At 54.7% G+C, this 24,342-nt stretch carries 34 protein-coding genes; all 34 read right to left on the reverse strand.

The features are described from left to right. Positions 1–42 precede the first annotated feature (42 nt). On the reverse strand, positions 43–1,491 hold the full coding sequence (locus ACA071_RS28270) for a catalase (protein WP_497642080.1): 1,449 nt from the start codon (positions 1,489–1,491) through the stop codon (positions 43–45). Positions 1,492–1,732: 241 nt separating this feature from the next. After that, positions 1,733–2,119 (reverse strand): 50S ribosomal protein L17, encoded by a 387-nt coding sequence (gene rplQ, locus ACA071_RS28275; protein WP_007896790.1) that lies wholly within the window; start codon positions 2,117–2,119, stop codon positions 1,733–1,735. A 42-nt stretch (positions 2,120–2,161) separates the two neighbouring features. Continuing rightward, positions 2,162–3,163, reverse strand: coding sequence for a DNA-directed RNA polymerase subunit alpha (locus ACA071_RS28280; protein WP_003186012.1), 1,002 nt, complete (start codon positions 3,161–3,163; stop codon positions 2,162–2,164). Between the two features lie 22 nt (positions 3,164–3,185). Then, the gene (gene rpsD / locus ACA071_RS28285) at positions 3,186–3,806 is read right to left on the reverse strand and encodes a 30S ribosomal protein S4 (RefSeq protein ID WP_003210056.1); all 621 of its coding nucleotides are present in this window, start codon (positions 3,804–3,806) and stop codon (positions 3,186–3,188) included. 18 nt (positions 3,807–3,824) lie between these two features. Beyond that, entirely contained in the window at positions 3,825–4,214 is a 390-nt protein-coding gene (rpsK, locus tag ACA071_RS28290; protein ID WP_002555466.1) for a 30S ribosomal protein S11, read from the reverse strand. 30 nt (positions 4,215–4,244) lie between these two features. Next, complete coding sequence (gene rpsM, locus ACA071_RS28295; protein ID WP_003186020.1) at positions 4,245–4,601, reverse strand: 30S ribosomal protein S13; 357 nt, start codon at positions 4,599–4,601, stop codon at positions 4,245–4,247. A 130-nt stretch (positions 4,602–4,731) separates the two neighbouring features. Further along, complete coding sequence (gene rpmJ / locus ACA071_RS28300; protein ID WP_002555468.1) at positions 4,732–4,848, reverse strand: 50S ribosomal protein L36; 117 nt, start codon at positions 4,846–4,848, stop codon at positions 4,732–4,734. 27 nt (positions 4,849–4,875) lie between these two features. Then, the gene (gene secY, locus ACA071_RS28305) at positions 4,876–6,204 is read right to left on the reverse strand and encodes a preprotein translocase subunit SecY (RefSeq protein ID WP_077574735.1); all 1,329 of its coding nucleotides are present in this window, start codon (positions 6,202–6,204) and stop codon (positions 4,876–4,878) included. Then, positions 6,205–6,642: a 50S ribosomal protein L15 gene (gene rplO, locus ACA071_RS28310; RefSeq protein WP_007896782.1), complete on the reverse strand. Its 438-nt coding sequence runs from the start codon at positions 6,640–6,642 to the stop codon at positions 6,205–6,207. It lies immediately after the preceding gene. A 3-nt stretch (positions 6,643–6,645) separates the two neighbouring features. Next, the gene (rpmD, locus tag ACA071_RS28315; protein WP_003186033.1) at positions 6,646–6,822 is read right to left on the reverse strand and encodes a 50S ribosomal protein L30; all 177 of its coding nucleotides are present in this window, start codon (positions 6,820–6,822) and stop codon (positions 6,646–6,648) included. A gap of 2 nt (positions 6,823–6,824) precedes the next feature. Beyond that, positions 6,825–7,325, reverse strand: coding sequence for a 30S ribosomal protein S5 (gene rpsE / locus ACA071_RS28320; protein ID WP_007943782.1), 501 nt, complete (start codon positions 7,323–7,325; stop codon positions 6,825–6,827). A 3-nt stretch (positions 7,326–7,328) separates the two neighbouring features. Next, positions 7,329–7,679: a 50S ribosomal protein L18 gene (rplR, locus tag ACA071_RS28325; RefSeq protein WP_003186037.1), complete on the reverse strand. Its 351-nt coding sequence runs from the start codon at positions 7,677–7,679 to the stop codon at positions 7,329–7,331. Between the two features lie 10 nt (positions 7,680–7,689). Continuing rightward, the gene (gene rplF / locus ACA071_RS28330; protein WP_003176412.1) at positions 7,690–8,223 is read right to left on the reverse strand and encodes a 50S ribosomal protein L6; all 534 of its coding nucleotides are present in this window, start codon (positions 8,221–8,223) and stop codon (positions 7,690–7,692) included. Between the two features lie 12 nt (positions 8,224–8,235). Then, positions 8,236–8,628, reverse strand: a complete 393-nt coding sequence (gene rpsH / locus ACA071_RS28335; RefSeq protein WP_003186040.1) for a 30S ribosomal protein S8 — start codon at positions 8,626–8,628, stop codon at positions 8,236–8,238. A 209-nt stretch (positions 8,629–8,837) separates the two neighbouring features. Beyond that, the gene (gene rpsN, locus ACA071_RS28340; RefSeq protein ID WP_003176414.1) at positions 8,838–9,143 is read right to left on the reverse strand and encodes a 30S ribosomal protein S14; all 306 of its coding nucleotides are present in this window, start codon (positions 9,141–9,143) and stop codon (positions 8,838–8,840) included. 13 nt (positions 9,144–9,156) lie between these two features. Further along, entirely contained in the window at positions 9,157–9,696 is a 540-nt protein-coding gene (gene rplE, locus ACA071_RS28345) for a 50S ribosomal protein L5 (protein WP_003176415.1), read from the reverse strand. A 20-nt stretch (positions 9,697–9,716) separates the two neighbouring features. Beyond that, positions 9,717–10,031: a 50S ribosomal protein L24 gene (gene rplX / locus ACA071_RS28350; protein ID WP_003176416.1), complete on the reverse strand. Its 315-nt coding sequence runs from the start codon at positions 10,029–10,031 to the stop codon at positions 9,717–9,719. Positions 10,032–10,042: 11 nt separating this feature from the next. Beyond that, positions 10,043–10,411 (reverse strand): 50S ribosomal protein L14, encoded by a 369-nt coding sequence (rplN, locus tag ACA071_RS28355; RefSeq protein ID WP_002555479.1) that lies wholly within the window; start codon positions 10,409–10,411, stop codon positions 10,043–10,045. A 23-nt stretch (positions 10,412–10,434) separates the two neighbouring features. Beyond that, entirely contained in the window at positions 10,435–10,701 is a 267-nt protein-coding gene (rpsQ, locus tag ACA071_RS28360; RefSeq protein WP_003176419.1) for a 30S ribosomal protein S17, read from the reverse strand. A gap of 2 nt (positions 10,702–10,703) precedes the next feature. Continuing rightward, positions 10,704–10,895: a 50S ribosomal protein L29 gene (rpmC, locus tag ACA071_RS28365; RefSeq protein WP_008030901.1), complete on the reverse strand. Its 192-nt coding sequence runs from the start codon at positions 10,893–10,895 to the stop codon at positions 10,704–10,706. Then, the gene (gene rplP, locus ACA071_RS28370; protein ID WP_045057467.1) at positions 10,895–11,308 is read right to left on the reverse strand and encodes a 50S ribosomal protein L16; all 414 of its coding nucleotides are present in this window, start codon (positions 11,306–11,308) and stop codon (positions 10,895–10,897) included. The genes rpmC and rplP overlap by 1 nt, the downstream gene beginning before the upstream one ends. Positions 11,309–11,320: 12 nt before the next feature. Beyond that, positions 11,321–12,007, reverse strand: coding sequence for a 30S ribosomal protein S3 (rpsC, locus tag ACA071_RS28375; protein ID WP_003176422.1), 687 nt, complete (start codon positions 12,005–12,007; stop codon positions 11,321–11,323). A 13-nt stretch (positions 12,008–12,020) separates the two neighbouring features. Beyond that, a complete protein-coding gene (gene rplV, locus ACA071_RS28380) occupies positions 12,021–12,353 on the reverse strand; it encodes a 50S ribosomal protein L22 (protein ID WP_003103908.1) in 333 nt (110 codons plus the stop codon). Between the two features lie 13 nt (positions 12,354–12,366). After that, a complete protein-coding gene (gene rpsS, locus ACA071_RS28385) occupies positions 12,367–12,642 on the reverse strand; it encodes a 30S ribosomal protein S19 (protein ID WP_002555486.1) in 276 nt (91 codons plus the stop codon). A 16-nt stretch (positions 12,643–12,658) separates the two neighbouring features. Next, positions 12,659–13,483, reverse strand: a complete 825-nt coding sequence (rplB, locus tag ACA071_RS28390) for a 50S ribosomal protein L2 (protein WP_003210080.1) — start codon at positions 13,481–13,483, stop codon at positions 12,659–12,661. Between the two features lie 14 nt (positions 13,484–13,497). Continuing rightward, positions 13,498–13,797, reverse strand: coding sequence for a 50S ribosomal protein L23 (rplW, locus tag ACA071_RS28395; protein ID WP_002555488.1), 300 nt, complete (start codon positions 13,795–13,797; stop codon positions 13,498–13,500). Next, a complete protein-coding gene (gene rplD / locus ACA071_RS28400; protein WP_007896707.1) occupies positions 13,794–14,396 on the reverse strand; it encodes a 50S ribosomal protein L4 in 603 nt (200 codons plus the stop codon). Before rplD ends, rplW begins: the two co-directional genes overlap by 4 nt. Before the next feature lie 12 nt (positions 14,397–14,408). Beyond that, positions 14,409–15,044, reverse strand: a complete 636-nt coding sequence (rplC, locus tag ACA071_RS28405; protein ID WP_003186059.1) for a 50S ribosomal protein L3 — start codon at positions 15,042–15,044, stop codon at positions 14,409–14,411. An 80-nt stretch (positions 15,045–15,124) separates the two neighbouring features. Further along, positions 15,125–15,436 carry a 30S ribosomal protein S10 gene (rpsJ, locus tag ACA071_RS28410; RefSeq protein WP_003186070.1) on the reverse strand — a complete coding sequence of 104 codons (312 nt, stop codon included), beginning with the start codon at positions 15,434–15,436 and terminating at the stop codon, positions 15,125–15,127. A gap of 141 nt (positions 15,437–15,577) precedes the next feature. After that, a complete protein-coding gene (tuf, locus tag ACA071_RS28415) occupies positions 15,578–16,771 on the reverse strand; it encodes an elongation factor Tu (protein ID WP_008145495.1) in 1,194 nt (397 codons plus the stop codon). Positions 16,772–16,802: 31 nt separating this feature from the next. After that, positions 16,803–18,908: an elongation factor G gene (gene fusA, locus ACA071_RS28420; protein WP_497642081.1), complete on the reverse strand. Its 2,106-nt coding sequence runs from the start codon at positions 18,906–18,908 to the stop codon at positions 16,803–16,805. 30 nt (positions 18,909–18,938) lie between these two features. Further along, entirely contained in the window at positions 18,939–19,409 is a 471-nt protein-coding gene (gene rpsG, locus ACA071_RS28425) for a 30S ribosomal protein S7 (RefSeq protein ID WP_002555493.1), read from the reverse strand. A 118-nt stretch (positions 19,410–19,527) separates the two neighbouring features. Continuing rightward, a complete protein-coding gene (rpsL, locus tag ACA071_RS28430) occupies positions 19,528–19,899 on the reverse strand; it encodes a 30S ribosomal protein S12 (protein WP_002555494.1) in 372 nt (123 codons plus the stop codon). A 216-nt stretch (positions 19,900–20,115) separates the two neighbouring features. Beyond that, positions 20,116–24,315, reverse strand: a complete 4,200-nt coding sequence (gene rpoC / locus ACA071_RS28435) for a DNA-directed RNA polymerase subunit beta' (RefSeq protein WP_497642082.1) — start codon at positions 24,313–24,315, stop codon at positions 20,116–20,118. Positions 24,316–24,342: the final 27 nt, after the last annotated feature.

The raw sequence follows: 24,342 nt of genomic DNA on the forward strand, positions 1-24,342 counted from the left end.
AAAAACCGCCCAAATGAGGGCGGTTCTGCTTATCGTTTAGACTTAGTTAAGCTGTACGCCCAACGCCTTTGCGATTGCTTCTCCGTACGCCGGGTCAGCTTTGTAGAAGTGCTGCAACTGACGATCAACTACATCGCCGGAAACCCCGGCCATGGCACCGGCAATGTTGTTGATCAGCAGGGTTTTCTGCTCATCATTCATCAGGCGAAACAGTGCGCCGGCGTGGCTGTAGTAATCGGTATCTTCGCGGTGATCATAACGATCAGCCGCACCGCTCAAGGCCAGCGCAGGCTCGGCGTAACGCGGCGCCTGTTTCGGCGACTCTACGTAGCTGTTCGGCTCGTAGTTGGGTGCAGCGCCACCGTTGCTGCCCAACGCCATGGAACCATCACGCTGATAGCTGTTGACCTGATTGCGCGGCGCATTCACCGGCAGTTGCTGGTGGTTGGTGCCTACACGGTAACGGTGGGCATCAGCGTAAGCGAACACACGACCTTGCAACATGCGGTCCGGCGAAAGGCCAACACCCGGGACCATGTTGCTCGGGCCGAAGGCGGCTTGCTCCACTTCAGCGAAGTAGTTCTGCGGATTGCGGTTGAGTTCCAGTTCACCGACTTCGATCAGCGGGAACTCTTTCTGGGACCAGGTTTTGGTGACGTCGAATGGGTTCTCATAGTGCGCATTGGCCTGGGCCTCGGTCATGATCTGGATGCACACGCGCCATTTCGGGAAGTCACCACGCTCGATCGCACCGAACAGATCGCGCTGAGCGTAATCCGGATCGGTACCGGCCAGGCGTGCAGCGTCTGCCGGTGCCAGGTTCTTGATCCCCTGCTGGGTCTTGTAGTGCCATTTCACCCAGTGACGCTCGCCTGTGGCGTTGATCAAGCTGTAGGTGTGGCTGCCGAAGCCGTGCATGTGACGATAACCGTCGGGAATACCGCGATCCGAAAACAGAATGGTGACCTGGTGCAGCGCTTCTGGAGAGTGCGACCAGAAGTCCCACATCATCTGTGCGCTTTTCAGGTTGCTTTGCGGCAGGCGCTTTTGCGTGTGGATAAAGTCAGGGAATTTCAGCGGATCACGAATGAAGAACACCGGGGTGTTGTTGCCAACGATGTCCCAGTTACCTTCTTCGGTATAGAACTTGAGGGCGAAGCCCCGTGGATCGCGCTCGGTATCCGCCGAGCCGCGCTCGCCGCCCACGGTAGAAAACCGCAGGAATGTCGGAGTTTGTTTACCGACGGACTCGAACAGTTTGGCACTGGTGTACTCGGTGATGTCGCGGGTCACGGTGAACGTGCCGTAAGCACCCGAGCCTTTGGCATGCACGCGACGCTCTGGGATGTTTTCACGGTTGAAGTGGGCAAGCTTCTCGATCAGGTGAAAATCGTCGAGCAGCAGCGGGCCGCGAGGGCCGGCGGAGCGGGAATTCTGGTTGTCGGCGACAGGAGCGCCACTGGCGGTCGTAAGCGTTTTGTTTTGGCTCATGCGATCTTCTTCCTCTGTCAGTTCTGGAACTGCCGGCTAATCGGCTTGGGACGGAGTATTGACCATTGATCAGGAAGGCTACAAATTCATTAATTTGTAGGGATCAATAGAAAAATACTACCAACGAATCCCGTTCGCATCATGACGGCGTGAACCGCAGGGAAGCTTGTATAAACAGCGCGTTTCTTACAGGCACAAAAAACCGGGCACTAGGCCCGGTTCTTCGTTTCAGACTGACGTCTTACTCAGCGGATACAGCTTCACCGCCAACTGGACGATCAACCAACTCAACGTACGCCATAGGCGCGTTGTCACCAGTGCGGAAGCCGCACTTGAGGATGCGCAGGTAGCCACCCTCACGGGTAGCGTAACGCTTGCCCAGGTCGTTGAAGAGCTTACCAACGATAGCTTTCGAACGAGTACGGTCGAAAGCCAGACGGCGGTTAGCCAGGCTGTCTGTCTTGGCCAAAGTGATCAGCGGCTCAGCAACGCGACGCAGTTCTTTAGCTTTCGGCAGTGTAGTTTTGATCAGCTCGTGCTCGAACAGCGACACTGCCATGTTTTGAAACATGGCCTTGCGGTGCGAGCTAGTGCGGCTCAGGTGACGACCACTTTTACGATGACGCATGGTTCATTCCTTACCAAACACAACGTTCGGTGATTACGACGATCAGGCAGTCGCCTTGTCGTCCTTCTTAAGACTTGCAGGCGGCCAGTTGTCGAGGCGCATGCCGAGGGACAGACCGCGGGAGGCCAGAACGTCCTTGATTTCAGTCAAGGATTTCTTGCCAAGGTTCGGAGTCTTCAACAGCTCTACTTCGGTACGCTGAATCAGGTCACCGATGTAGTAGATGTTTTCCGCCTTAAGGCAGTTAGCCGAACGTACAGTCAGTTCCAGATCGTCAACCGGGCGAAGCAGGATCGGATCGATCTCGTCTTCCTGCTCGACAACCACTGGCTCACTGTCACCTTTGAGGTCGACGAACGCAGCCAACTGCTGTTGCAGGATGGTTGCAGCGCGACGGATAGCCTCTTCAGGATCCAGGGTACCGTTGGTTTCCAGATCAATAACCAGCTTGTCCAGGTTAGTACGCTGCTCGACACGGGCGTTTTCCACCACGTATGCGATACGGCGAACCGGGCTGAACGAAGAGTCAAGCTGCAAGCGACCAATGCTGCGGCTTTCGTCTTCATCGCTCTGACGCGAGTCTGCCGGTTCATAACCACGACCACGAGCTACGGTGAGCTTCATGTTCAGGGCGCCGTTAGACGCCAGGTTAGCGATTACGTGATCGGGGTTAACGATCTCGACATCATGATCCAGCTGAATATCGGCAGCGGTAACCACCCCCGAACCCTTCTTCGACAAGGTCAGCGTAACTTCGTCACGGCCGTGCAGCTTGATAGCCAGACCTTTAAGGTTCAACAGGATTTCAATTACGTCTTCCTGTACACCTTCGATGGCGCTGTACTCGTGGAGCACACCGTCAATCTCGGCCTCGACTACTGCACAGCCGGGCATTGAGGACAACAGGATGCGTCGCAGCGCGTTGCCCAGGGTGTGGCCAAAACCACGCTCGAGAGGCTCGAGAGTGATCTTGGCGCGGGTTGGACTGACAACCTGCACATCAATATGGCGGGGTGTCAGGAACTCATTTACCGAAATCTGCATGGATGCACCTATTTTCTAGCCCTTACTTGGAGTAGAGCTCGACAATCAGGCTTTCGTTGATGTCGGCGGACAGATCACTGCGAGCAGGAACGTTCTTGAAAACGCCCGACTTCTTCTCAGTGTCTACTTCTACCCATTCTACGCGGCCACGTTGGGCACACAGATCGAGAGCTTGGACAATGCGAAGTTGGTTCTTTGCTTTCTCGCGAATCGCGACCACGTCACCAGCACGAACCTGGTACGACGGTACGTTTACGGTTTGACCGTTAACGCTGACGGATTTGTGCGATACCAGCTGACGGGATTCGGCACGAGTAGAGCCAAAACCCATACGGTATACAACGTTGTCCAGACGGCATTCGAGCAGCTGCAACAGGTTTTCGCCAGTTGCGCCTTTCTTGCCAGCAGCTTCTTTGTAGTAGCCGCTGAATTGACGCTCGAGAACGCCGTAAATACGACGGACCTTCTGCTTTTCACGCAGTTGGGTGCCGTAATCGGACTGGCGACCGCGGCGTTGGCCGTGGATACCAGGTGCTGCTTCAATGTTGCACTTCGATTCGATCGCGCGCACGCCGCTCTTCAGAAAGAGATCGGTGCCTTCACGACGAGCGAGTTTGCATTTTGGACCAATGTAACGAGCCATTCTTTACAATCTCCTGGATTACACGCGGCGCTTCTTCGGCGGACGGCACCCGTTGTGCGGGATTGGCGTCACGTCGGTGATGCTGGCGATCTTGTAGCCACAGCCGTTCAAAGCGCGGACTGCGGATTCACGACCTGGGCCTGGACCTTTGACGTTAACGTCGAGGTTTTTCAGACCGTATTCCAGCGCAGCTTGACCAGCACGTTCAGCAGCTACTTGAGCAGCAAACGGGGTGGACTTGCGGGAACCGCGGAAACCCGAACCACCGGAGGTAGCCCAGGAAAGAGCGTTGCCTTGACGGTCGGTGATGGTCACGATTGTGTTGTTAAACGACGCGTGGATGTGGGCGATGCCATCAACCACTGTCTTTTTAACTTTTTTACGAGGACGAGCAGCAGGTTTAGCCATGATTAATTTCCTGTCGATTCGCTGGGGCGATTACTTGCGGATCGGCTTACGCGGACCTTTACGGGTACGCGCGTTAGTCTTGGTACGCTGACCGCGCACTGGAAGACCACGACGATGACGCAGACCGCGATAGCAACCGAGGTCCATCAAACGCTTGATTTTCATGTTGATTTCGCGACGCAGGTCACCTTCAGTGGTGAACTTCGCCACTTCGCCACGCAGCTGTTCAATCTGCTCGTCGCTCAGATCTTTGATCTTTGCGGCTGGGTTTACCCCAGTCACTGCACAAATCTTCTGTGCAGTAGTGCGACCAACACCATAGATGTAGGTCAGCGAGATAACAGTATGCTTGTTATCTGGAATGTTAACGCCTGCAATACGGGCCATTCAGTGGGACTCCAATTGACAGCTACCTACGCCCCGGAAGCCAAGAAATAGGGCGCGAGATAATATCGCTGTAATAACAAATAATCAACCCGGCAGCGCACTAGCTGCCGGGCTTGAAGCACAATCACACTCAGCCTTGGCGCTGTTTGTGACGCGGTTCCGCGCTGCAAATTACTCGAACAACACCTTCGCGGCGAATAATCTTGCAGTTACGGCACAGCTTTTTCACCGATGCACGAACTTTCATCACCAACTCCTCGAACCTTATGGGTACTCAGCGCAACATGCCGCTGCCGTAACCCTTCAGGTTGGCTTTCTTCATCAGGGATTCGTACTGGTGCGAAACGAGGTGCGATTGTACTTGGGACATGAAGTCCATCACAACCACGACGACGATCAGCAACGAGGTCCCGCCAAGGTAGAACGGTACGTTTGCTGCAACCACCAGGAACTGGGGCAGCAGACACACGGCCGTCATGTAAAGAGCACCGAACATGGTCAAACGAGTCAGAACGCCATCAATGTAGCGCGCAGACTGCTCGCCTGGACGGATGCCCGGAATAAAGGCACCGGACTTCTTCAGGTTTTCCGCTACGTCTTTCGGATTGAACATCAACGCCGTATAGAAGAAGCAGAAGAAAATAATCCCTGCACTAAACAGCAGAATATTCAACGGCTGACCAGGAGCGATCGACTGCGAGATGTCCTGCAACCAGCCCATACCTTCAGACTGACCGAACCAGGCACCCAACGAAGCCGGGAACAGCAAAATGCTGCTCGCGAAAATAGCCGGAATAACACCGGCCATGTTCACCTTCAGCGGCAAGTGGCTAGTCTGCGCAGCAAAAACCTTGCGGCCCTGCTGACGCTTGGCGTAGTGAACAGCAATACGACGCTGACCACGCTCAATGAACACCACAAAACCGATAATCGCTACTGCCAGCAAACCGATGGCTACCAGGGCGAAGATGTTGATATCACCCTGACGTGCAGACTCGAAAGACTGCCCGATCGCTCTCGGAAGACCGGCGACGATACCCGAAAAAATCAACATCGAGATACCGTTGCCAACACCACGCTCAGTAATCTGCTCACCCAGCCACATCATAAACATCGCACCAGCCACAAAAGTGGATACCGCGACGAAATGGAAGCCAAAGTCACCAGTGAACGCAACACCCTGCCCCGCCAGACCAATGGACATGCCAATAGCCTGAACGAGAGCGAGGATGACAGTGCCGTAGCGGGTGTACTGGCTGATCTTGCGACGGCCAGCCTCACCTTCCTTCTTCAACTGCTCCAGCTGCGGGCTGACGGCGGTCATCAGTTGCATGATAATCGATGCCGAAATGTACGGCATGATCCCCAGTGCAAAGATGCTCATCCGCTCCAGCGCGCCGCCGGAAAACATGTTGAACAAGCTAAGAATGGTCCCCTCATTCTGTCGAAACAGGTCCGCGAGTCGGTCCGGGTTGATACCTGGAACCGGGATGTGTGCGCCTATTCGGTAGACGATAATCGCCAGGAACAGAAAACGCAGACGAGCCCAGAGTTCAGACATACCGCCTTTGCCGAGCGCAGAGAGAGCACCTTGCTTAGCCATTTATTCCTCGAACTTGCCGCCAGCTGCTTCGATAGCCGCACGCGCACCTTTGGTGGCGCCGATTCCCTTTCCGATGGTGACAGCGCGAGTAACTTCGCCGGACAGCATGATTTTCACACGCTGTACGTTGACGTTAATCACGTTGGCATCTTTCAGGGACTGCACGGTGACGATGTCGCCTTCCACTTTGGCCAGCTCGGACAAACGCACTTCTGCGCGATCCATGGCTTTCAGGGAAACGAAACCGAACTTCGGCAGGCGACGATGCAGCGGCTGTTGACCGCCTTCAAAGCCTGGAGCAATGGTGCCACCGGAGCGGGAGGACTGACCTTTGTGGCCACGGCCACCGGTCTTGCCCAAACCACTACCGATACCACGGCCCGGACGATGCTTTTCGCGACGGGAACCCGGCGCTGGACTCAGATCATTGAGTTTCATCGATTAACCCTCGACACGCAGCATGTAGTAAGCCTTGTTGATCATCCCGCGATTCTCGGGAGTATCAAGTACTTCTACAGTGTGACCGATGCGACGCAGACCCAGACCCTTAACGCACAGTTTGTGGTTAGGGATGCGGCCGGTCATGCTTTTGATCAGCGTAACTTTAACGGTAGCCATGATCAGAAGATCTCCTTGACGCTTTTGCCACGCTTGGCGGCAATGGATTCAGGAGACTGCATAGCCTTCAAACCTTTAAAAGTGGCGTGAACCACGTTTACCGGGTTAGTCGAGCCGTAGCACTTGGCCAGAACGTTCTGAACGCCAGCAACTTCGAGGACAGCACGCATAGCGCCGCCAGCGATGATACCGGTACCTTCAGAAGCAGGCTGCATGTACACCTTCGAAGCGCCGTGACCGGACTTCATTGCGTACTGCAGAGTGGTGCCGTTCAGATCAACTTGGATCATGTTGCGACGAGCAGCTTCCATTGCCTTCTGGATCGCAGCAGGCACTTCACGTGACTTGCCACGGCCGAAGCCAACACGCCCTTTACCATCACCAACCACGGTCAACGCGGTGAAAGTGAAGATACGGCCGCCTTTTACGGTTTTGGCTACGCGGTTAACTTGAACCAGCTTCTCAATGTAGCCTTCGTCGCGCTTTTGGTCGTTATTTGACATAACTTAGAACTCCAGCCCAGCTTCACGAGCAGCATCAGCCAGCGCCTTGACGCGACCGTGGTACTTGAAGCCAGAGCGGTCGAAAGCCACCTGCGAGACGCCAGCGGCTTTAGCACGCGTAGCGACCAGCTGGCCAACCTTAGTGGCCGCGTCGATGTTGCCAGTGGCGCCATCACGCAGTTCTTTATCCAAAGTCGAGGCAGATGCCAGGACTTTGTTGCCGTCGGCCGAAATGACCTGGGCGTAGATGTGCTGCGACGAGCGGAACACGCAGAGACGCACGACTTCGAGTTCGTGCATTTTCAGGCGTGCTTTGCGAGCGCGACGCAGTCGAGTAACTTTTTTGTCGGTCATTTGCTATGCCCTACTTCTTCTTGGCTTCTTTACGACGGACGACTTCGTCCGCGTAGCGCACACCTTTGCCTTTGTACGGCTCTGGTGGACGGAAGTCGCGGATCTCGGCGGCCACTTGACCTACCAGCTGCTTATCGATGCCCTTGATCAGGATATCGGTCTGGCTAGGAGTCTCAGCGGTGATGCCTTCCGGCAGTTCATAATCCACTGGGTGCGAGAAGCCAAGAGCCAGGTTCAGCACTGTGCCTTTTGCTTGCGCTTTGTAACCAACACCGACCAGCTGGAGCTTGCGCTCGAAGCCTTGGCTTACGCCTTGGACCATGTTGTTTACCAACGCACGAGTGGTACCAGCCATTGCGCGAGTTTGTTGATCGCCATTGCGAGCAGCGAAACGCAGCTCACCAGCTTCTTCAACGATCTCAACGGACGAATGGATGTTCAGTTCGAGAGTGCCCTTGGCACCCTTCACCGAAAGCTGTTGGCCTGCGAATTTTACTTCGACACCGGCTGGCAGCTTAACGGGGTTCTTAGCGACGCGTGACATGCTTATCCCCCCTTAGAACACAGTGCAAAGAACTTCGCCGCCGACACCGGCAGCGCGCGCAGCACGATCCGTCATCACACCTTTGTTGGTGGAGACGATAGACACACCGAGACCGCCACGAACTTTTGGCAGATCATCGACGGACTTGTACTGACGCAGGCCTGGACGGCTAACGCGCTTCACTTCCTCGATGACCGGACGGCCTTCGAAGTACTTCAGCTCGATGGACAGCAGTGGTTTGATTTCGCTGCTGATCTGATAACCCGCAATGTAACCTTCGTCCTTCAGGACTTTGGCAACAGCTACCTTCAAAGTAGAAGATGGCATGCTTACGACGGACTTTTCAGCCATCTGGGCATTACGGATTCGAGTTAGCATGTCCGCTAACGGGTCCTGCATACTCATGGGCTAGACGCTCCTAATACAAAAAAATTAGCCTTGCGGCTACTACTTGTCGCCGAGCTCATCCGTGCGGAAAAAGCACGGGCTCAGGCGAGCCGGGTATTCTAGACACACCCCACAAATGAATCAAGCCCCAAAAGGGGCTTGATTCAAGTTCAAGGTCACCGATGGTCAGGATCTTGCGATCCCGAGCACCGAGACTTTGACAGTGCTTACCAGCTGGCTTTAACCAGACCAGGTACGTCACCACGCATTGCAGCTTCACGCAATTTGTTACGGCCAAGGCCGAACTTGCGGTAAACGCCGTGTGGACGACCGGTCAGGCGGCAGCGGTTACGCATGCGCGAAGCGCTTGCGTCACGTGGCTGCTTCTGCAGAGCTACTGTAGCTTCCCAACGCGCTTCTGGACTTGCGTTCAGATCAACGATGATAGCTTTCAGTGCTGCACGCTTTTTGGCGTACTTGGCAACCGTGAGCTGACGCTTCAGCTCGCGGTTTTTCATGCTCATCTTGGCCATTTTCCTACTCCAATCAGTTGCGGAACGGGAATTTGAAAGCACGCAGCAGCGCGCGACCTTCATCATCGTTCTTGGCAGTGGTGGTCAGGGTAATGTCCAGACCGCGGAGAGCATCGATCTTGTCGTAGTCGATTTCCGGGAAGATGATCTGCTCTTTAACGCCCATGCTGTAGTTACCACGACCATCGAAGGACTTGGCATTCAGGCCGCGGAAGTCGCGAACCCGAGGCAGGGAGATCGACAGCAGACGATCCAGGAATTCGTACATACGCTCACGGCGCAGAGTCACTTTGACGCCGATCGGCCAACCTTCACGGACTTTAAAGCCAGCGATGGATTTCCGAGCGTAAGTCACAACAACTTTCTGACCGGTGATCTTTTCCAGGTCGGCAACAGCGTGCTCGATGACTTTCTTGTCACCGACGGCTTCGCCCAGACCCATGTTCAGGGTGATTTTTGTTACGCGTGGAACTTCCATCACGTTCGAAAGCTTAAGTTCTTCCTTAAGCTTCGGTGCGATTTCCTTCCAGTAAATCTCTTTTAGTCGTGCCATGGTCTTCTACCTAGCAGTGTTCAAGCATCAACCGCTTTTTGGGTCGACTTGAAGACACGAATTTTCTTGCCGTCTTCTACTTTGAAACCAACGCGATCAGCTTTGTTGGTTTCGCCGTTGAAAATGGCGACGTTAGAAGCGTCCAGTGGAGCTTCTTTTTCGACGATACCGCCTTGTACGCCCGACATCGGGTTAGGCTTGGTATGACGCTTAACCAGGTTCAGACCACCAATAACCAGACGGTTATTAGCGAGAACCTTAAGCACCTTACCGCGCTTACCTTTGTCTTTGCCGGCGATCACGATGATCTCGTCGTCACGACGAATCTTTTGCATGTCGGATCTCCTTACAGCACTTCTGGGGCGAGCGAGACGATCTTCATGAACTTCTCAGTACGAAGTTCACGGGTCACTGGCCCAAAGATACGGGTGCCGATCGGCTCTTGCTTGTTGTTCAGAAGAACAGCAGCGTTGCCATCAAAGCGGATAATGGAGCCATCAGCACGACGTACGCCGTGACGAGTGCGGACTACAACAGCAGTCATCACTTGGCCTTTTTTCACTTTACCGCGAGGAATTGCTTCCTTCACGGTAACTTTGATGATGTCACCGATACCAGCGTAACGACGATGGGAGCCACCCAGCACCTTGATGCACATAACGCGGCGAGCGCCGCTGTTATCGGCCACATCGAGCATGGATTGAGTCTGAATCATATAATTTCTCCGACCCCTAGTCCTTAGACTTCCACAGCGCGTTCGAGAACATCAACCAATGCCCAAGACTTGGTCTTGGCCAGCGGACGAGTTTCACGAATAGTGACTTTGTCGCCGATGTGGCACTGATTGGTTTCGTCGTGCGCGTGCAGCTTAGTCGAACGCTTAACGTATTTACCGTAGATCGGGTGCTTTACGCGACGCTCGATCAGAACGGTGATGGTCTTGTCCATTTTGTCGCTGACAACACGGCCAGTCAGCGTACGGACGGTTTTTTCGGCTTCAGCCATGATTACTTACCTGCCTGCTGTTTGAGCACAGTCTTCACGCGAGCGATGTCACGCTTAACTTGCCGGAGCAGGTGAGACTGCCCCAACTGGCCAGTTGCTTTCTGCATGCGCAGATTGAACTGGTCGCGCAGCAGGCCGAGCAGTTGCTCGTTAAGCTGCGGCGCGTCTTTTTCACGAAGTTCATTCGCTTTCATCACATCACCGTCCGTTTAACAAAGGCGGTGGCGAGCGGCAGCTTTGCAGCAGCCAGGGCAAAAGCCTCACGCGCCAGCTCTTCAGTAACACCCTCGATTTCATACAGGACTTTGCCTGGCTGAATCTGGGCAACCCAGTATTCCACGCTACCTTTACCTTTACCCATCCGAACTTCGAGTGGCTTTTTGGAAATAGGCTTGTCCGGGAATACACGGATCCAGATCTTGCCGCCACGTTTAACGTGACGGGTCAGTGCACGACGCGCTGACTCGATCTGACGAGCGGTGAGACGACCACGAGCTACAGACTTCAGCGCATATTCGCCGAAGCTGACTTTGCTACCGCGCTGAGCCAAGCCACGGTTGTGGCCAGTCATCTGCTTGCGGAACTTCGTACGCTTTGGTTGCAACATTTGGCGTACCCCTTACTTAGCAGCTTTTTTACGAGGCGCTGGTGCTTGTGGTTTCAGTTCTTCTTGGCGACCACCAATTACTTCGCCTTTGAAGATCCAAACCTTTACACCGATCACACCATAAGTGGTGTGAGCTTCGTAGTTGGCATAGTCGATGTCGGCACGCAGGGTGTGCAGTGGCACACGACCTTCGCGATACCATTCAGTACGTGCGATTTCAGCACCGCCGAGACGACCGCTCACTTGGATTTTGATGCCTTTGGCACCAATGCGCATGGCGTTCTGTACAGCGCGCTTCATAGCGCGACGGAACATTACGCGACGCTCCAGCTGCTGAGCTACGCTCTGCGCAACCAACATACCGTCGAGTTCCGGCTTGCGGATTTCTTCGATATTGATGTGCACAGGCACACCCATTTGCTTGGTCAGGTCCTGACGCAGTTTCTCAACATCTTCACCTTTCTTCCCGATAACGATACCTGGACGAGCGGTGTGGATGGTGATACGTGCTGTTTGAGCCGGACGATGGATATCGATACGGCTTACGGACGCGCTTTTTAGTTTGTCTTGGAGATACTCACGCACCTTCAGATCAGCGAACAAATAGTCCGCATAAGTCCGACCGTCTGCGTACCAGACGGAGGTGTGCTCCTTGACGATTCCCAGGCGAATGCCAATGGGATGTACTTTCTGACCCATCTCTTCGACTCCGTTACTTGTCAGCAACCTTGACAGTGATATGGCAAGACCGCTTGACGATGCGATCAGCACGGCCTTTGGCACGTGGCATGATTCGCTTCAGCGAACGCCCTTCGTTGACGAAAACGGTGCTGACTTTAAGGTCATCAACGTCTGCGCCTTCGTTATGCTCGGCGTTGGCTACGGCCGACTCCAGCACTTTCTTCATGATCTCGGCGGCTTTCTTACTGCTGAAAGCCAACAGGTTGAGCGCTTCGCCCACCTTCTTCCCGCGGATCTGGTCGGCGACCAAGCGGGCTTTCTGGGCGGAGATTCGAGCGCCCGACAACTTAGCGGCTACTTCCATCGTTCCTTACCCCTTAACGCTTGGCTTTCTTGTCTGCCACGTGCCCACGATATGTGCGGGTACCGGCAAACTCGCCTAGTTTGTGGCCGACCATGTCTTCGTTCACGAGAACTGGAACATGTTGACGACCGTTATGCACAGCAATGGTCAAACCGACCATTTGTGGCAGGATCATAGAACGGCGCGACCAGGTCTTAACTGGTTTGCGATCGTTCTTTTCCGCCGCCACTTCGATCTTCTTCAGTAGGTGAAGATCAATAAAAGGACCTTTTTTCAGAGAACGTGGCACTGTCGTATCCCTCTATTTACTTGCGACGACGGACGATCATTTTGTCGGTACGCTTATTACCACGAGTCTTCGCGCCCTTAGTCGGGAAGCCCCATGGCGATACCGGATGACGACCACCAGAGGTACGACCTTCACCACCACCATGTGGGTGGTCAACCGGGTTCATGGCAACACCACGAACGGTTGGGCGAACGCCACGCCAGCGTTTGGCACCAGCTTTACCCAGCGAACGCAGGCTGTGCTCGGAGTTCGAGACTTCACCCAGGGTCGCGCGGCATTCAGCCAGCACTTTACGCATCTCACCAGAACGCAGACGCAGGGTCACGTAGACACCTTCACGAGCGATCAGCTGAGCCGAAGCACCAGCGGAACGAGCGATTTGCGCGCCTTTACCTGGCTTCAATTCGATGCCGTGTACGGTGCTACCAACTGGAATGTTACGCAGTTGCAGAGCGTTGCCCGGCTTGATCGGTGCCAAAGCACCTGCGATCAGCTGGTCGCCAGCACTCACGCCTTTAGGGGCGATGATGTAGCGACGCTCGCCATCTGCGTACAGCAGCAGAGCGATGTGAGCAGTACGGTTTGGATCGTATTCGATACGCTCGACAGTGGCAGCGATGCCATCTTTGTCGTTGCGACGGAAATCGACCAGACGATAATGCTGCTTATGGCCACCACCGATGTGACGAGTGGTAATACGACCATTGTTGTTACGACCACCAGTCTTCGATTTTTTCTCGAGCAGCGGTGCGTGAGGAGCGCCTTTATGCAGCTCCTGGTTGACCACCTTGACCACAAAACGGCGGCCAGGGGAAGTCGGTTTGCATTTAACGATTGCCATGATGCACCCCTTCCTTACTCAGCACTGCTGCTGAAATCGAGATCTTGGCCTGGCTGAAGGGAGATAACTGCCTTCTTCCAGTCATTACGCTTGCCCAGACCGCGAGCAGTGCGCTTGCTCTTACCCAGAACATTCAGGGTAGTAACACGCTCTACTTTCACGCTGAACAGGCTTTCGACGGCCTTCTTGATTTCCAGCTTGGTTGCGTCAGTTGCAACCTTGAAAACGAACTGGCCTTTCTTGTCAGCCAGAACCGTAGCCTTTTCGGAAACGTGCGGGCCAAGCAGAACTTTAAATACGCGTTCCTGGTTCATCCCAGCAGCTCCTCGAATTTCTTCACGGCCGACACGGTGATCAACACCTTGTCGTATGCGATCAGACTAACTGGATCGGAACCCTGAACGTCACGTACATCAACGTGTGGCAGGTTACGAGCAGCCAGGTACAGGTTCTGATCAACTACTTCAGACACGATCAAGACGTCAGTCAGGCCCATGCCAGTCAGCTTGTTCAGCAGATCTTTGGTCTTCGGTGCATCAACAGCGAAGTCCTGAACCACGACCAGACGATCAGTACGCACCAGCTCAGCAAGGATGGAACGCATTGCTGCGCGATACATCTTCTTGTTCAGCTTTTGGGTGTGATCCTGAGGACGAGCTGCGAAAGTGGTACCGCCGCCGCGCCAGATTGGGCTACGGATAGTACCGGCACGAGCACGGCCAGTACCTTTCTGACGCCAAGGGCGCTTACCGCCACCACGAACGTCGGAACGGGTCTTTTGCTGCTTGCTACCTTGACGGCCGCCGGCCATGTAGGCCACGACTGCTTGGTGAACCAGCGTCTCGTTGAATTCGCCGCCAAATGTCAGTTCGGAAACTTCGATCGCTTGAGCGTCATTTACATTTAATTGCATGTCAGCTTCCCCTTAACCGCGAGCCTTGGCTGCTGGACGTACAACCAAGTTGCCGCCAGTAGCGCCAGGAACAGCACCCTTGACCAACAACAGATTGCGTTCAGCGTCCACGCGCACTACTTCCAGGGACTGCACGGTCACGCGCTCAGCGCCCATATGACCGGACATTTTTTTGCCCTTGAATACACGACCAGGAGTCTGGCACTGGCCGATAGAGCCTGGAACGCGGTGGGACACGGAGTTACCGTGGGTATTATCTTGCCCGCGGAAGTTCCAACGCTTGATCGTACCCTGGAAGCCTTTACCCTTGGACTGACCGGTTACATCAACCAGTTGACCAGCAGCGAAGATTTCAGCGTTGATCAGATCGCCGGCCTGGTACTCGCCTTCTTCAAGGCGGAATTCCATTACGGTACGACCAGCGGCAACGTTCGCTTTAGCGAAGTGGCCAGCTTGAGCAGCTGTAACACGCGAAGCACGACGCTCGCCTACAGTGACTTGCACTGCACGATAGCCATCGGTCTCTTCAGTTTTGAACTGGGTGACGCGATTCGGTTCGATCTCAATGACCGTGACCGGAATGGAGACACCTTCTTCGGTGAAAATACGGGTCATACCGCATTTACGACCGACTACACCAATAGTCATGTTGTAAACCTCATGAGTGTACGGGGCTTTCACCCGCTATGGCCGCCCATTTCAGAGCGTTACACGACTAAGACCGAGTCTTAGCCGAGGCTGATCTGCACTTCCACACCGGCCGCAAGATCAAGCTTCATAAGAGCATCAACGGTTTTATCCGTTGGCTGGACGATGTCCAGAACGCGCTTATGAGTACGGATCTCGTACTGGTCACGCGCGTCTTTGTTGACGTGCGGGGAGACCAGAACGGTGAACCGCTCTTTACGGGTAGGCAGTGGAATTGGACCACGCACTTGAGCACCAGTACGTTTCGCGGTTTCCACGATTTCCTGGGTGGATTGGTCGATCAGGCGATGGTCAAAAGCCTTCAACCTGATACGGATTTGCTGATTTTGCATTGGATTTCAGACTCCGGCTGCTATTCCCAGCGAGCGCAATACGCCCGTTAAAAGGAGGCGCAATTCTATAGACGGGCTACTACAGTGTCAACCCAATAAAAAAGCCCCCGCTAGGCGGGGGCTTTTTCAAGTCATCACTTATTAAGCGATGATTTTGGCTACGACGCCAGCGCCGACGGTACGACCGCCTTCACGAATAGCGAAACGCAGACCATCTTCCATTGCGATGGTTTTGATCAGGGTGACAACCATTTTGATGTTGTCGCCTGGCATTACCATTTCAACGCCTTCCGGCAGTTCGCAGTTACCGGTCACGTCAGTGGTCCGGAAGTAGAACTGTGGACGGTAGCCTTTGAAGAAAGGAGTGTGGCGACCGCCTTCTTCTTTGCTCAACACGTACACTTCAGCTTCGAAGGTAGTGTGCGGCTTAACCGAACCTGGCTTGACCAGAACCTGGCCACGCTCAACGTCGTCACGCTTGGTGCCGCGCAGCAGCACGCCGCAGTTCTCGCCAGCACGACCTTCGTCGAGCAGCTTACGGAACATTTCAACACCGGTGCAGGTGGTGACGGTAGTGTCACGCAGACCAACGATTTCCAGTGGATCCTGAACCTTGACGATACCGCGCTCGATACGACCAGTTACAACAGTACCGCGACCGGAGATCGAGAATACGTCTTCGATTGGCATCAGGAACGGCTTGTCGATAACACGGACCGGATCTGGAATGTAGCTGTCCAGAGTCTCAACCAGTTTACGAACGGCAGTGGTGCCCATTTCGTTGTCGTCTTGGCCGTTCAGAGCCATCAGAGCCGAACCGATGATGATCGGAGTGTCGTCACCTGGGAAGTCGTAAGTGCTCAGCAGATCGCGCACTTCCATCTCAACCAGTTCCAGCAGCTCAGCGTCGTCAACCATGTCAGCCTTGTTCAGGAAGACAACGATGTACGGAACGCCAACCTGACGGGACAGCAGGATGTGCTCACGAGTTTGTGGCATCGGACCATCAGCGGCCGAGCAAACCAGGATAGCGCCGTCCATCTGAGCAGCACCGGTGATCATGTTCTTCACATAGTCAGCGTGACCTGGGCAGTCAACGTGAGCGTAGTGACGGATCAACGAGTTGTATTCAACGTGTGCGGTGTTGATGGTGATACCACGAGCCTTTTCTTCTGGAGCGCTGTCGATTTTATCGAAAGCAACAACAGCCGAACCGAAAACTTCGGAGCAGACGCGAGTCAGAGCAGCGGTCAGCGTGGTTTTACCGTGGTCGACGTGACCGATGGTGCCAACGTTGACGTGCGGGAGGGTACGGTCAAATTTTTCTTTAGCCACGACAATTAACTCCTAGCCTAAAGGGGCTGAATCAGCCTTGTTTTTTGGTAACAGTTTCGACGATATGCGACGGAGCTGTATTGTATTTTTTGAATTCCATAGAGTAGCTTGCGCGACCTTGGGACATGGAACGAACGTCGGTTGCGTAACCGAACATCTCACCCAACGGAACCTCGGCGCGAATCACTTTGCCGGAAACCGTGTCTTCCATACCCAGGATCATGCCGCGACGACGGTTAAGGTCGCCCATCACGTCACCCATATAGTCTTCAGGCGTAACAACCTCTACCGCCATGATCGGCTCAAGCAACTCACCACCGCCCTTCTGGGCCAGTTGCTTGGTCGCCATGGAAGCAGCCACCTTAAACGCCATCTCGTTGGAGTCGACGTCGTGGTAGGAACCATCAAACACGGTAGCCTTCAGGCCGATCAGCGGATAGCCGGCAACAACGCCGTTCTTCATCTGCTCTTCGATACCCTTCTGGATAGCCGGGATGTATTCCTTAGGAACCACACCACCTACCACTTCGTTCACGAATTGCAGACCTTCCTGACCTTCGTCAGCAGGAGCAAAACGAATCCAGCAGTGGCCGAACTGACCACGACCGCCGGATTGGCGAACGAACTTACCTTCGATTTCACAGTTCTTCGTGATGCGCTCACGATAGGAAACCTGAGGCTTACCGATGTTGGCTTCGACGTTGAACTCACGGCGCATCCGGTCAACCAGGATGTCCAGGTGCAACTCGCCCATACCGGAGATGATCGTTTGACCAGTCTCTTCATCAGTTTTGACGCGGAAAGATGGATCTTCCTGAGCAAGTTTGCCCAGAGCGATACCCATTTTTTCCTGGTCATCCTTGGTTTTAGGCTCAACGGCAACCGAGATAACCGGCTCCGGGAAGTCCATGCGAACCAGGATGATTGGCTTGTCAGCGGTGCACAAAGTTTCACCAGTGGTGACGTCCTTCATGCCGATCAAGGCCGCGATGTCGCCAGCGCGCACTTCCTTGATTTCTTCACGGGCGTTTGCGTGCATTTGCACCATACGACCCACGCGCTCTTTCTTGCCTTTAACCGAGTTGATCACGCCGTCGCCGGAGCTCAACACGCCCGAGTAAACTCGAACGAAGGTCAAGGTACCCACGAATGGGTCAGTAGCGATCTTGAACGCCAGAGCCGAGAACGGCTCGCTGTCGTCTGCATGACGCTCCAATTCGATAGTCTCGTCATCCGGGTCAGTACCCTTGATGGCAGGAATGTCGACTGGGGCCGGCAGGAAGTCGATAACAGCATCGAGAACCAGGGGAACACCCTTGTTCTTGAAAGACGAACCGCAGACAGCCAAGACGATCTCACCAGCGATAGTACGCTGACGCAGAGCGGCCTTGATTTCCGGGATGGTGATTTCTTCACCTTCCAGGTACTTGTCCATCAGCTCTTCGCTGGCTTCGGCTGCAGCCTGAACCATGTTGTCACGCCACTCTTCAGCCAATTCCTGCAATTCTGCAGGGATAGCTTCGCGACGCGGAACAGTGCCCTTGTCAGCATCGTTCCAGTAAACAGCTTCCATGTTGATCAGATCGATCTGACCCTGGAAGTTGTCTTCGGAACCGATTGCCAACTGGATTGGCACCGGGGTGTGACCCAGACGCTGCTTGATCTGACCGATCACGCGCAGGAAGTTCGCACCAGCACGGTCCATCTTGTTTACGTAAACAAGACGTGGAACGCCGTACTTGTTGGCTTGACGCCATACGGTTTCCGACTGAGGCTCAACGCCCGAGGTGCCGCAGAACACAACGACAGCGCCGTCGAGTACACGCAGGGAACGCTCAACTTCAATAGTGAAGTCAACGTGGCCTGGGGTATCGATGACGTTGAAGCGGTACTTGTCAGCGTATTGCTTCTCGGAACCCTGCCAGAAGGTGGTAATAGCAGCAGAAGTAATGGTAATACCACGCTCCTGCTCCTGCACCATCCAGTCCGTGGTCGCGGCGCCGTCATGCACCTCGCCCATCTTGTGGCTTTTGCCGGTGTAAAAAAGGACGCGCTCGGTGGTGGTGGTTTTACCAGCATCCACGTGAGCAACGATACCAATGTTACGGTAGCGGTTAATCGGTGTAGTACGAGCCATAAAGCCCTCGCAAAATTAGTGACGCTAAAATTAGAAGCGGTAGTGCGAGAAAGCCTTGTTGGCTTCAGCCATACGGTGCACGTCTTCACGCTTCTTAACTGCAGCACCTTTACCTTCAGCAGCATCCAACAGCTCGCCAGCCAAGCGCAGAGCCATAGACTTCTCGCCGCGCTTGCGGGCGAAGTCTACCAACCAGCGCATTGCCAGGGCGTTACGACGGGACGGGCGAACTTCGACCGGAACCTGGTAAGTAGCACCGCCTACACGGCGCGACTTCACTTCGACCAGCGGAGCGATGGCGTCGAGAGCTTTCTCGAAGATTTCCAGGGGATCGCTGTTCTTACGCTCTTTAACCTTTTCCAGCGCGCCATAAACGATACGCTCGGCAACGGCTTTCTTGCCGCTTTCCATCACGTGGTTCATGAACTTGGCCAGGATTTGGCTTCCGTATTTTGGATCGTCAAGCACTTCGCGCTTGGCTGCTACGCGTCTTCTTGGCATGGATAAGCCCTCAAACGGTCTTCAGGTTCGCTCGGAATCGGTGCCCTTTCGGGACGCCTCCGACCTTACTCTTATCGACTCAGAAAAATAAAAAATCAGTTTTTACAAAAAGCCACTACTACTTAGGCTTCTTGGTACCGTACTTCGAACGACCCTGGTTACGACCTTTAACGCCGGAAGTATCCAAAGAACCGCGTACGGTGTGGTAACGAACACCTGGCAAGTCTTTTACACGACCGCCGCGGATCAGTACCACGCTGTGCTCTTGCAGGTTGTGGCCTTCACCGCCGATGTACGAGGAAACCTCGAAACCGTTGGTCAGGCGCACACGGCATACTTTACGCAGTGCCGAGTTAGGTTTTTTCGGCGTGGTGGTATACACACGGGTGCATACGCCACGACGTTGCGGGCAGTTCTGCAGCGCAGGTACGTCGGATTTCTCGACGATACGCTTACGCGGCTGACGTACCAGCTGGTTGATAGTTGCCATCTACTAGCTCCACTGTTGTCTTGCGACGCTATTGTCTTGCAAGAAAAGCAAAATGGCAGGAACGAATTCCCGCCAAATTTAGGGGTACAAGAGTCTAAAGAGGATCTTGTCCCCAGTCAAGGCAAGGCCCCGACCTCCCCGCTCATCCAACCTCGACAAATTGTCTCGATTCGATGAGCGGGGCTGCCAGGGCCCCACGCTTATTTACTGCAGAACTCAGTTACCGCTCGAGTTCAATGCTTCGGTCAGTGCAGCTTCCACTTCACTGGCGCTTACGCGCAACGGTTTGTCAGCTTCACGGCGGCGTTTACGCTCGCTGTGATAAGCCAGACCCGTACCAGCCGGGATCAGACGACCCACGACCACGTTTTCTTTCAGGCCGCGCAGGTAATCGCGCTTGCCGGTTACCGCCGCTTCGGTCAGTACACGAGTGGTTTCCTGGAAGGAAGCCGCCGAGATGAACGATTCGGTGGACAACGACGCCTTGGTGATACCCAACAGCACGCGAGTGAACTTGGAAACGAATTTCTCGTCGCCCGCCAGACGCTCGTTCTCTACCAGAACGTGAGTCAATTCCATCTGGTCGCCCTTGATGAAAGTGGAATCGCCGGATTCAGCGATTTCAACTTTACGCAGCATCTGACGCAGGATGGTCTCGATGTGCTTATCGTTGATCTTCACGCCTTGCAGACGATAAACGTCCTGGATCTCGTTCACGATGTACTTGGCCAGCGCACTCACACCCAGCAGACGCAGGATGTCGTGTGGATCGCTCGGGCCGTCGGAGATAACTTCGCCGCGGTTTACCTGTTCGCCTTCGAAGACGTTCAGGTGACGCCACTTCGGAATCAGCTCTTCGTACGGATCGGTACCGTCGTTCGGGGTAATGACCAGACGGCGCTTGCCCTTAGTCTCTTTACCGAACGCGATGGTGCCGCTGACTTCAGCCAGAATCGAGGCTTCTTTCGGACGACGAGCTTCGAACAAGTCGGCAACACGCGGCAGACCACCGGTGATGTCGCGAGTTTTCGAAGTTTCTTGCGGGATACGGGCGATAACATCACCGATCGCAACCTGCACACCATCCGCTACACCGACCAGGGCGTTAGCCGGCAGGAAGTACTGAGCCGGTACGTCGGTACCTGGCAGCAGCAGATCCTTGCCATCGACACCGACCATCTTAACGGCAGGACGAATGTCTTTACCGGCAGCTGGACGGTCTTTGGCGTCGAGTACTTCAATGTTGGTCATACCGGTCAATTCGTCAGTCTGACGCTTGATCGTGATGCCTTCTTCCATGCCTACGTAGGTCACGGTACCTTTCATTTCGGTAACGATTGGGTGAGTGTGCGGATCCCACTTGGCCACGATTGCGCCAGCGTCGACCTTGTCACCTTCTTTAACCGAAATCACAGCACCGTACGGCAGCTTGTAACGCTCGCGCTCACGACCGAAGTCATCAGCGATTGCCAGCTCACCGGAACGGGACACAGCAACCAGACAACCATCCACTCGCTCAACGTGTTTCAGGTTGTGCAGACGGACAGTACCGCCATTCTTCACCTGAACGCTGTCAGCTGCGGAGGTCCGGCTAGCCGCACCACCGATGTGGAACGTACGCATGGTCAGCTGGGTACCCGGCTCACCGATGGACTGGGCAGCGATAACGCCGACCGCTTCACCGATGTTCACCTGGTGACCACGAGCCAAGTCACGGCCGTAGCACTTGGCGCAAATGCCGTAGCGGGTTTCGCAGCTGATCGGCGAACGCACAATCACTTCATCGATGCTGTTCAGCTCGATGAACTCGACCCACTTCTCGTCTACCAGCGTACCGGCAGGAACGATGATTTCTTCGCTACCTGGCTTGAATACGTCACGGGCAATGACACGACCCAATACGCGCTCACCCAATGGCTCAACAACGTCACCGCCTTCAATGTGCGGAGTCATTACCAGACCATGTTCGGTGCCGCAATCGATCTCGGTCACGACCAGATCCTGCGCCACGTCTACCAGACGACGAGTCAGGTAACCGGAGTTCGCAGTTTTCAACGCGGTATCCGCCAAACCTTTACGAGCACCGTGAGTAGAGATGAAGTACTGAAGTACGCTCAAACCTTCACGGAAGTTCGCGGTAATCGGCGTTTCGATGATGGAACCGTCCGGCTTGGCCATCAGGCCACGCATACCGGCGAGCTGACGGATCTGCGCAGCAGAACCCCGTGCGCCCGAGTCGGCCATCATGTACATCGAGTTGAAGGACTCTTGGTCGACTTCGACGCCATGACGGTCGATGACTTTCTCTTTCGAGAGGTTGGCCATCATCGCCTTGGAAACTTCGTCGTTCGCCTTGGACCAAAGGTCGATCACTTTGTTGTACTTCTCGCCCTGGGTTACCAGGCCGGAGGCGTACTGACTTTCGATCTCTTTCACTTCATCAGTGGCAGCATTGATGATGCGGGCTTTTTCATCCGGGATAACGAAGTCGTTAACACCGATGGAAACGCCGGAAATGGTCGAATAGGCAAAACCGGTGTACATCAACTGGTCAGCGAAGATCACGGTCTCTTTCAAACCAACCACGCGGTAGCACTGGTTGATCAGCTTGGAGATCGCTTTTTTCTTCATCGGCTGGTTGACGACGTCGTACGACAGGCCAGGTGGAACAACCTGGAACAACAGCGCACGGCCAACAGTGGTGTCGACGATACGGGTGTTCTTGACGCTGCCACCATCACGATCGTTGACGGTTTCGTGGATCCGCACTTTGACTTTAGCGTGCAGTGCGGCTTCGCCGGCACGGAACACACGGTCAACTTCTTGCAGATCCGCGAACACACGACCTTCGCCCTTGGCGTTGATCGCTTCACGAGTCATGTAGTACAGACCCAATACAACGTCCTGCGACGGAACGATGATTGGCTCACCGTTGGCTGGCGACAGAATGTTGTTGGTCGACATCATCAACGCACGCGCTTCCAACTGGGCTTCCAGTGTCAGCGGTACGTGCACGGCCATTTGGTCGCCGTCGAAGTCGGCGTTGTACGCAGCACAGACCAACGGGTGCAGCTGGATAGCCTTACCTTCGATCAGTACCGGTTCAAACGCCTGGATACCCAGACGGTGAAGAGTTGGTGCACGGTTGAGGAGAACCGGGTGTTCACGGATCACTTCAGCGAGAACGTCCCAAACCTCTGGCAGCTCGCGCTCAACCATTTTCTTGGCGGCTTTAATGGTGGTAGCGAGACCACGCATTTCCAGCTTGCCGAAAATGAACGGCTTGAACAGCTCGAGAGCCATTTTCTTCGGCAGACCGCACTGGTGCAGACGCAGGGTCGGACCTACGGTAATTACCGAACGACCGGAGTAGTCAACACGCTTACCGAGCAAGTTCTGACGGAAACGACCTTGCTTACCCTTGATCATGTCAGCCAAGGATTTCAGAGGACGCTTGTTGGAACCGGTGATAGCGCGGCCACGACGACCGTTATCGAGCAGTGCATCGACGGCTTCCTGCAACATACGCTTTTCGTTGCGCACGATGATGTCCGGAGCGGACAGATCGAGCAAACGCTTCAAGCGGTTGTTACGGTTGATCACTCGACGATACAGATCGTTGAGGTCGGAAGTCGCGAAGCGACCGCCATCCAGCGGGACCAGTGGACGCAGATCTGGCGGCAGAACCGGCAGAACGGTCAGCACCATCCATTCTGGAAGGTTGCCGGAACCCTGGAAGGCTTCCATCAACTTCAGACGCTTGGACAGCTTCTTGATTTTGGTTTCGGAGTTGGTTTGCGGAATTTCTTCGCGCAGACGGCCAATCTCGTGCTCCAGGTCGATAGCGTGCAGCAGTTCACGGACAGCTTCGGCACCCATGCGGGCATCGAAATCGTCGCCGAACTCTTCCAGCGCTTCGAAGTACTGCTCGTCGTTCAGCAGCTGACCTTTTTCAAGGGTGGTCATGCCCGGGTCGATAACGACATAGCTCTCGAAGTAGAGAACGCGTTCGATATCACGCAGGGTCATGTCCATCAGCAAGCCGATACGCGACGGCAGCGATTTCAGGAACCAGATGTGGGCAACCGGCGAAGCCAGTTCAATGTGCGCCATGCGCTCACGACGAACTTTAGCCAGCGCGACTTCAACGCCGCACTTCTCGCAGATCACACCGCGGTGCTTCAAGCGCTTGTACTTACCGCACAGGCACTCGTAATCCTTTACCGGGCCAAAGATCTTGGCGCAGAACAGGCCGTCACGCTCAGGTTTGAACGTACGGTAGTTGATGGTTTCCGGCTTTTTAACTTCACCGAACGACCACGAACGGATCATCTCAGGCGATGCCAATCCAATACGGATGGCGTCGAACTCTTCGACTTGACCCTGGTTTTTCAGCAAATTCAGTAGGTCTTTCAAGGCCTTTCCTCCTGGCGGAGCAGAGAG

The sequence above is a fragment of the Pseudomonas sp. LBUM1646 genome (assembly GCF_059716165.1).

Coding starts and splice junctions, on each gene's coding strand:
- ACA071_RS28270 (WP_497642080.1), bottom strand. CDS start 1,491: ATGAGCCAAAACAAAACGCTTACGACCGCCAGTGGCGCTCCTGTCGCC.
- rplQ (WP_007896790.1), bottom strand. CDS start 2,119: ATGCGTCATCGTAAAAGTGGTCGTCACCTGAGCCGCACTAGCTCGCAC.
- ACA071_RS28280 (WP_003186012.1), bottom strand. CDS start 3,163: ATGCAGATTTCGGTAAATGAGTTCCTGACACCCCGCCATATTGATGTG.
- rpsD (WP_003210056.1), bottom strand. CDS start 3,806: ATGGCTCGTTACATTGGTCCAAAATGCAAACTCGCTCGTCGTGAAGGC.
- rpsK (WP_002555466.1), bottom strand. CDS start 4,214: ATGGCTAAACCTGCTGCTCGTCCTCGTAAAAAAGTTAAAAAGACAGTG.
- rpsM (WP_003186020.1), bottom strand. CDS start 4,601: ATGGCCCGTATTGCAGGCGTTAACATTCCAGATAACAAGCATACTGTT.
- rpmJ (WP_002555468.1), bottom strand. CDS start 4,848: ATGAAAGTTCGTGCATCGGTGAAAAAGCTGTGCCGTAACTGCAAGATT.
- secY (WP_077574735.1), bottom strand. CDS start 6,204: ATGGCTAAGCAAGGTGCTCTCTCTGCGCTCGGCAAAGGCGGTATGTCT.
- rplO (WP_007896782.1), bottom strand. CDS start 6,642: ATGAAACTCAATGATCTGAGTCCAGCGCCGGGTTCCCGTCGCGAAAAG.
- rpmD (WP_003186033.1), bottom strand. CDS start 6,822: ATGGCTACCGTTAAAGTTACGCTGATCAAAAGCATGACCGGCCGCATC.
- rpsE (WP_007943782.1), bottom strand. CDS start 7,325: ATGTCAAATAACGACCAAAAGCGCGACGAAGGCTACATTGAGAAGCTG.
- rplR (WP_003186037.1), bottom strand. CDS start 7,679: ATGACCGACAAAAAAGTTACTCGACTGCGTCGCGCTCGCAAAGCACGC.
- rplF (WP_003176412.1), bottom strand. CDS start 8,223: ATGTCACGCGTCGCTAAGAACCCCGTTAAGCTGCCAGCCGGTGTCGAA.
- rpsH (WP_003186040.1), bottom strand. CDS start 8,628: ATGAGTATGCAGGACCCGTTAGCGGACATGCTAACTCGAATCCGTAAT.
- rpsN (WP_003176414.1), bottom strand. CDS start 9,143: ATGGCCAAGATGAGCATGAAAAACCGCGAGCTGAAGCGTCAGCTCACG.
- rplE (WP_003176415.1), bottom strand. CDS start 9,696: ATGGCACGACTAAAAGAGATTTACTGGAAGGAAATCGCACCGAAGCTT.
- rplX (WP_003176416.1), bottom strand. CDS start 10,031: ATGCAAAAGATTCGTCGTGACGACGAGATCATCGTGATCGCCGGCAAA.
- rplN (WP_002555479.1), bottom strand. CDS start 10,411: ATGATTCAGACTCAATCCATGCTCGATGTGGCCGATAACAGCGGCGCT.
- rpsQ (WP_003176419.1), bottom strand. CDS start 10,701: ATGGCTGAAGCCGAAAAAACCGTCCGTACGCTGACTGGCCGTGTTGTC.
- rpmC (WP_008030901.1), bottom strand. CDS start 10,895: ATGAAAGCGAATGAACTTCGTGAAAAAGACGCGCCGCAGCTTAACGAG.
- rplP (WP_045057467.1), bottom strand. CDS start 11,308: ATGTTGCAACCAAAGCGTACGAAGTTCCGCAAGCAGATGACTGGCCAC.
- rpsC (WP_003176422.1), bottom strand. CDS start 12,007: ATGGGTCAGAAAGTACATCCCATTGGCATTCGCCTGGGAATCGTCAAG.
- rplV (WP_003103908.1), bottom strand. CDS start 12,353: ATGGAAGTAGCCGCTAAGTTGTCGGGCGCTCGAATCTCCGCCCAGAAA.
- rplB (WP_003210080.1), bottom strand. CDS start 13,483: ATGGCAATCGTTAAATGCAAACCGACTTCCCCTGGCCGCCGTTTTGTG.
- rplW (WP_002555488.1), bottom strand. CDS start 13,797: ATGAACCAGGAACGCGTATTTAAAGTTCTGCTTGGCCCGCACGTTTCC.
- rplD (WP_007896707.1), bottom strand. CDS start 14,396: ATGCAATTAAATGTAAATGACGCTCAAGCGATCGAAGTTTCCGAACTG.
- rplC (WP_003186059.1), bottom strand. CDS start 15,044: ATGACTATTGGTGTAGTCGGTCGTAAATGCGGTATGACCCGTATTTTC.
- rpsJ (WP_003186070.1), bottom strand. CDS start 15,436: ATGCAAAATCAGCAAATCCGTATCAGGTTGAAGGCTTTTGACCATCGC.
- fusA (WP_497642081.1), bottom strand. CDS start 18,908: ATGGCTCGTACTACACCGATTAACCGCTACCGTAACATTGGTATCGTT.
- rpsG (WP_002555493.1), bottom strand. CDS start 19,409: ATGCCAAGAAGACGCGTAGCAGCCAAGCGCGAAGTGCTTGACGATCCA.
- rpsL (WP_002555494.1), bottom strand. CDS start 19,899: ATGGCAACTATCAACCAGCTGGTACGTCAGCCGCGTAAGCGTATCGTC.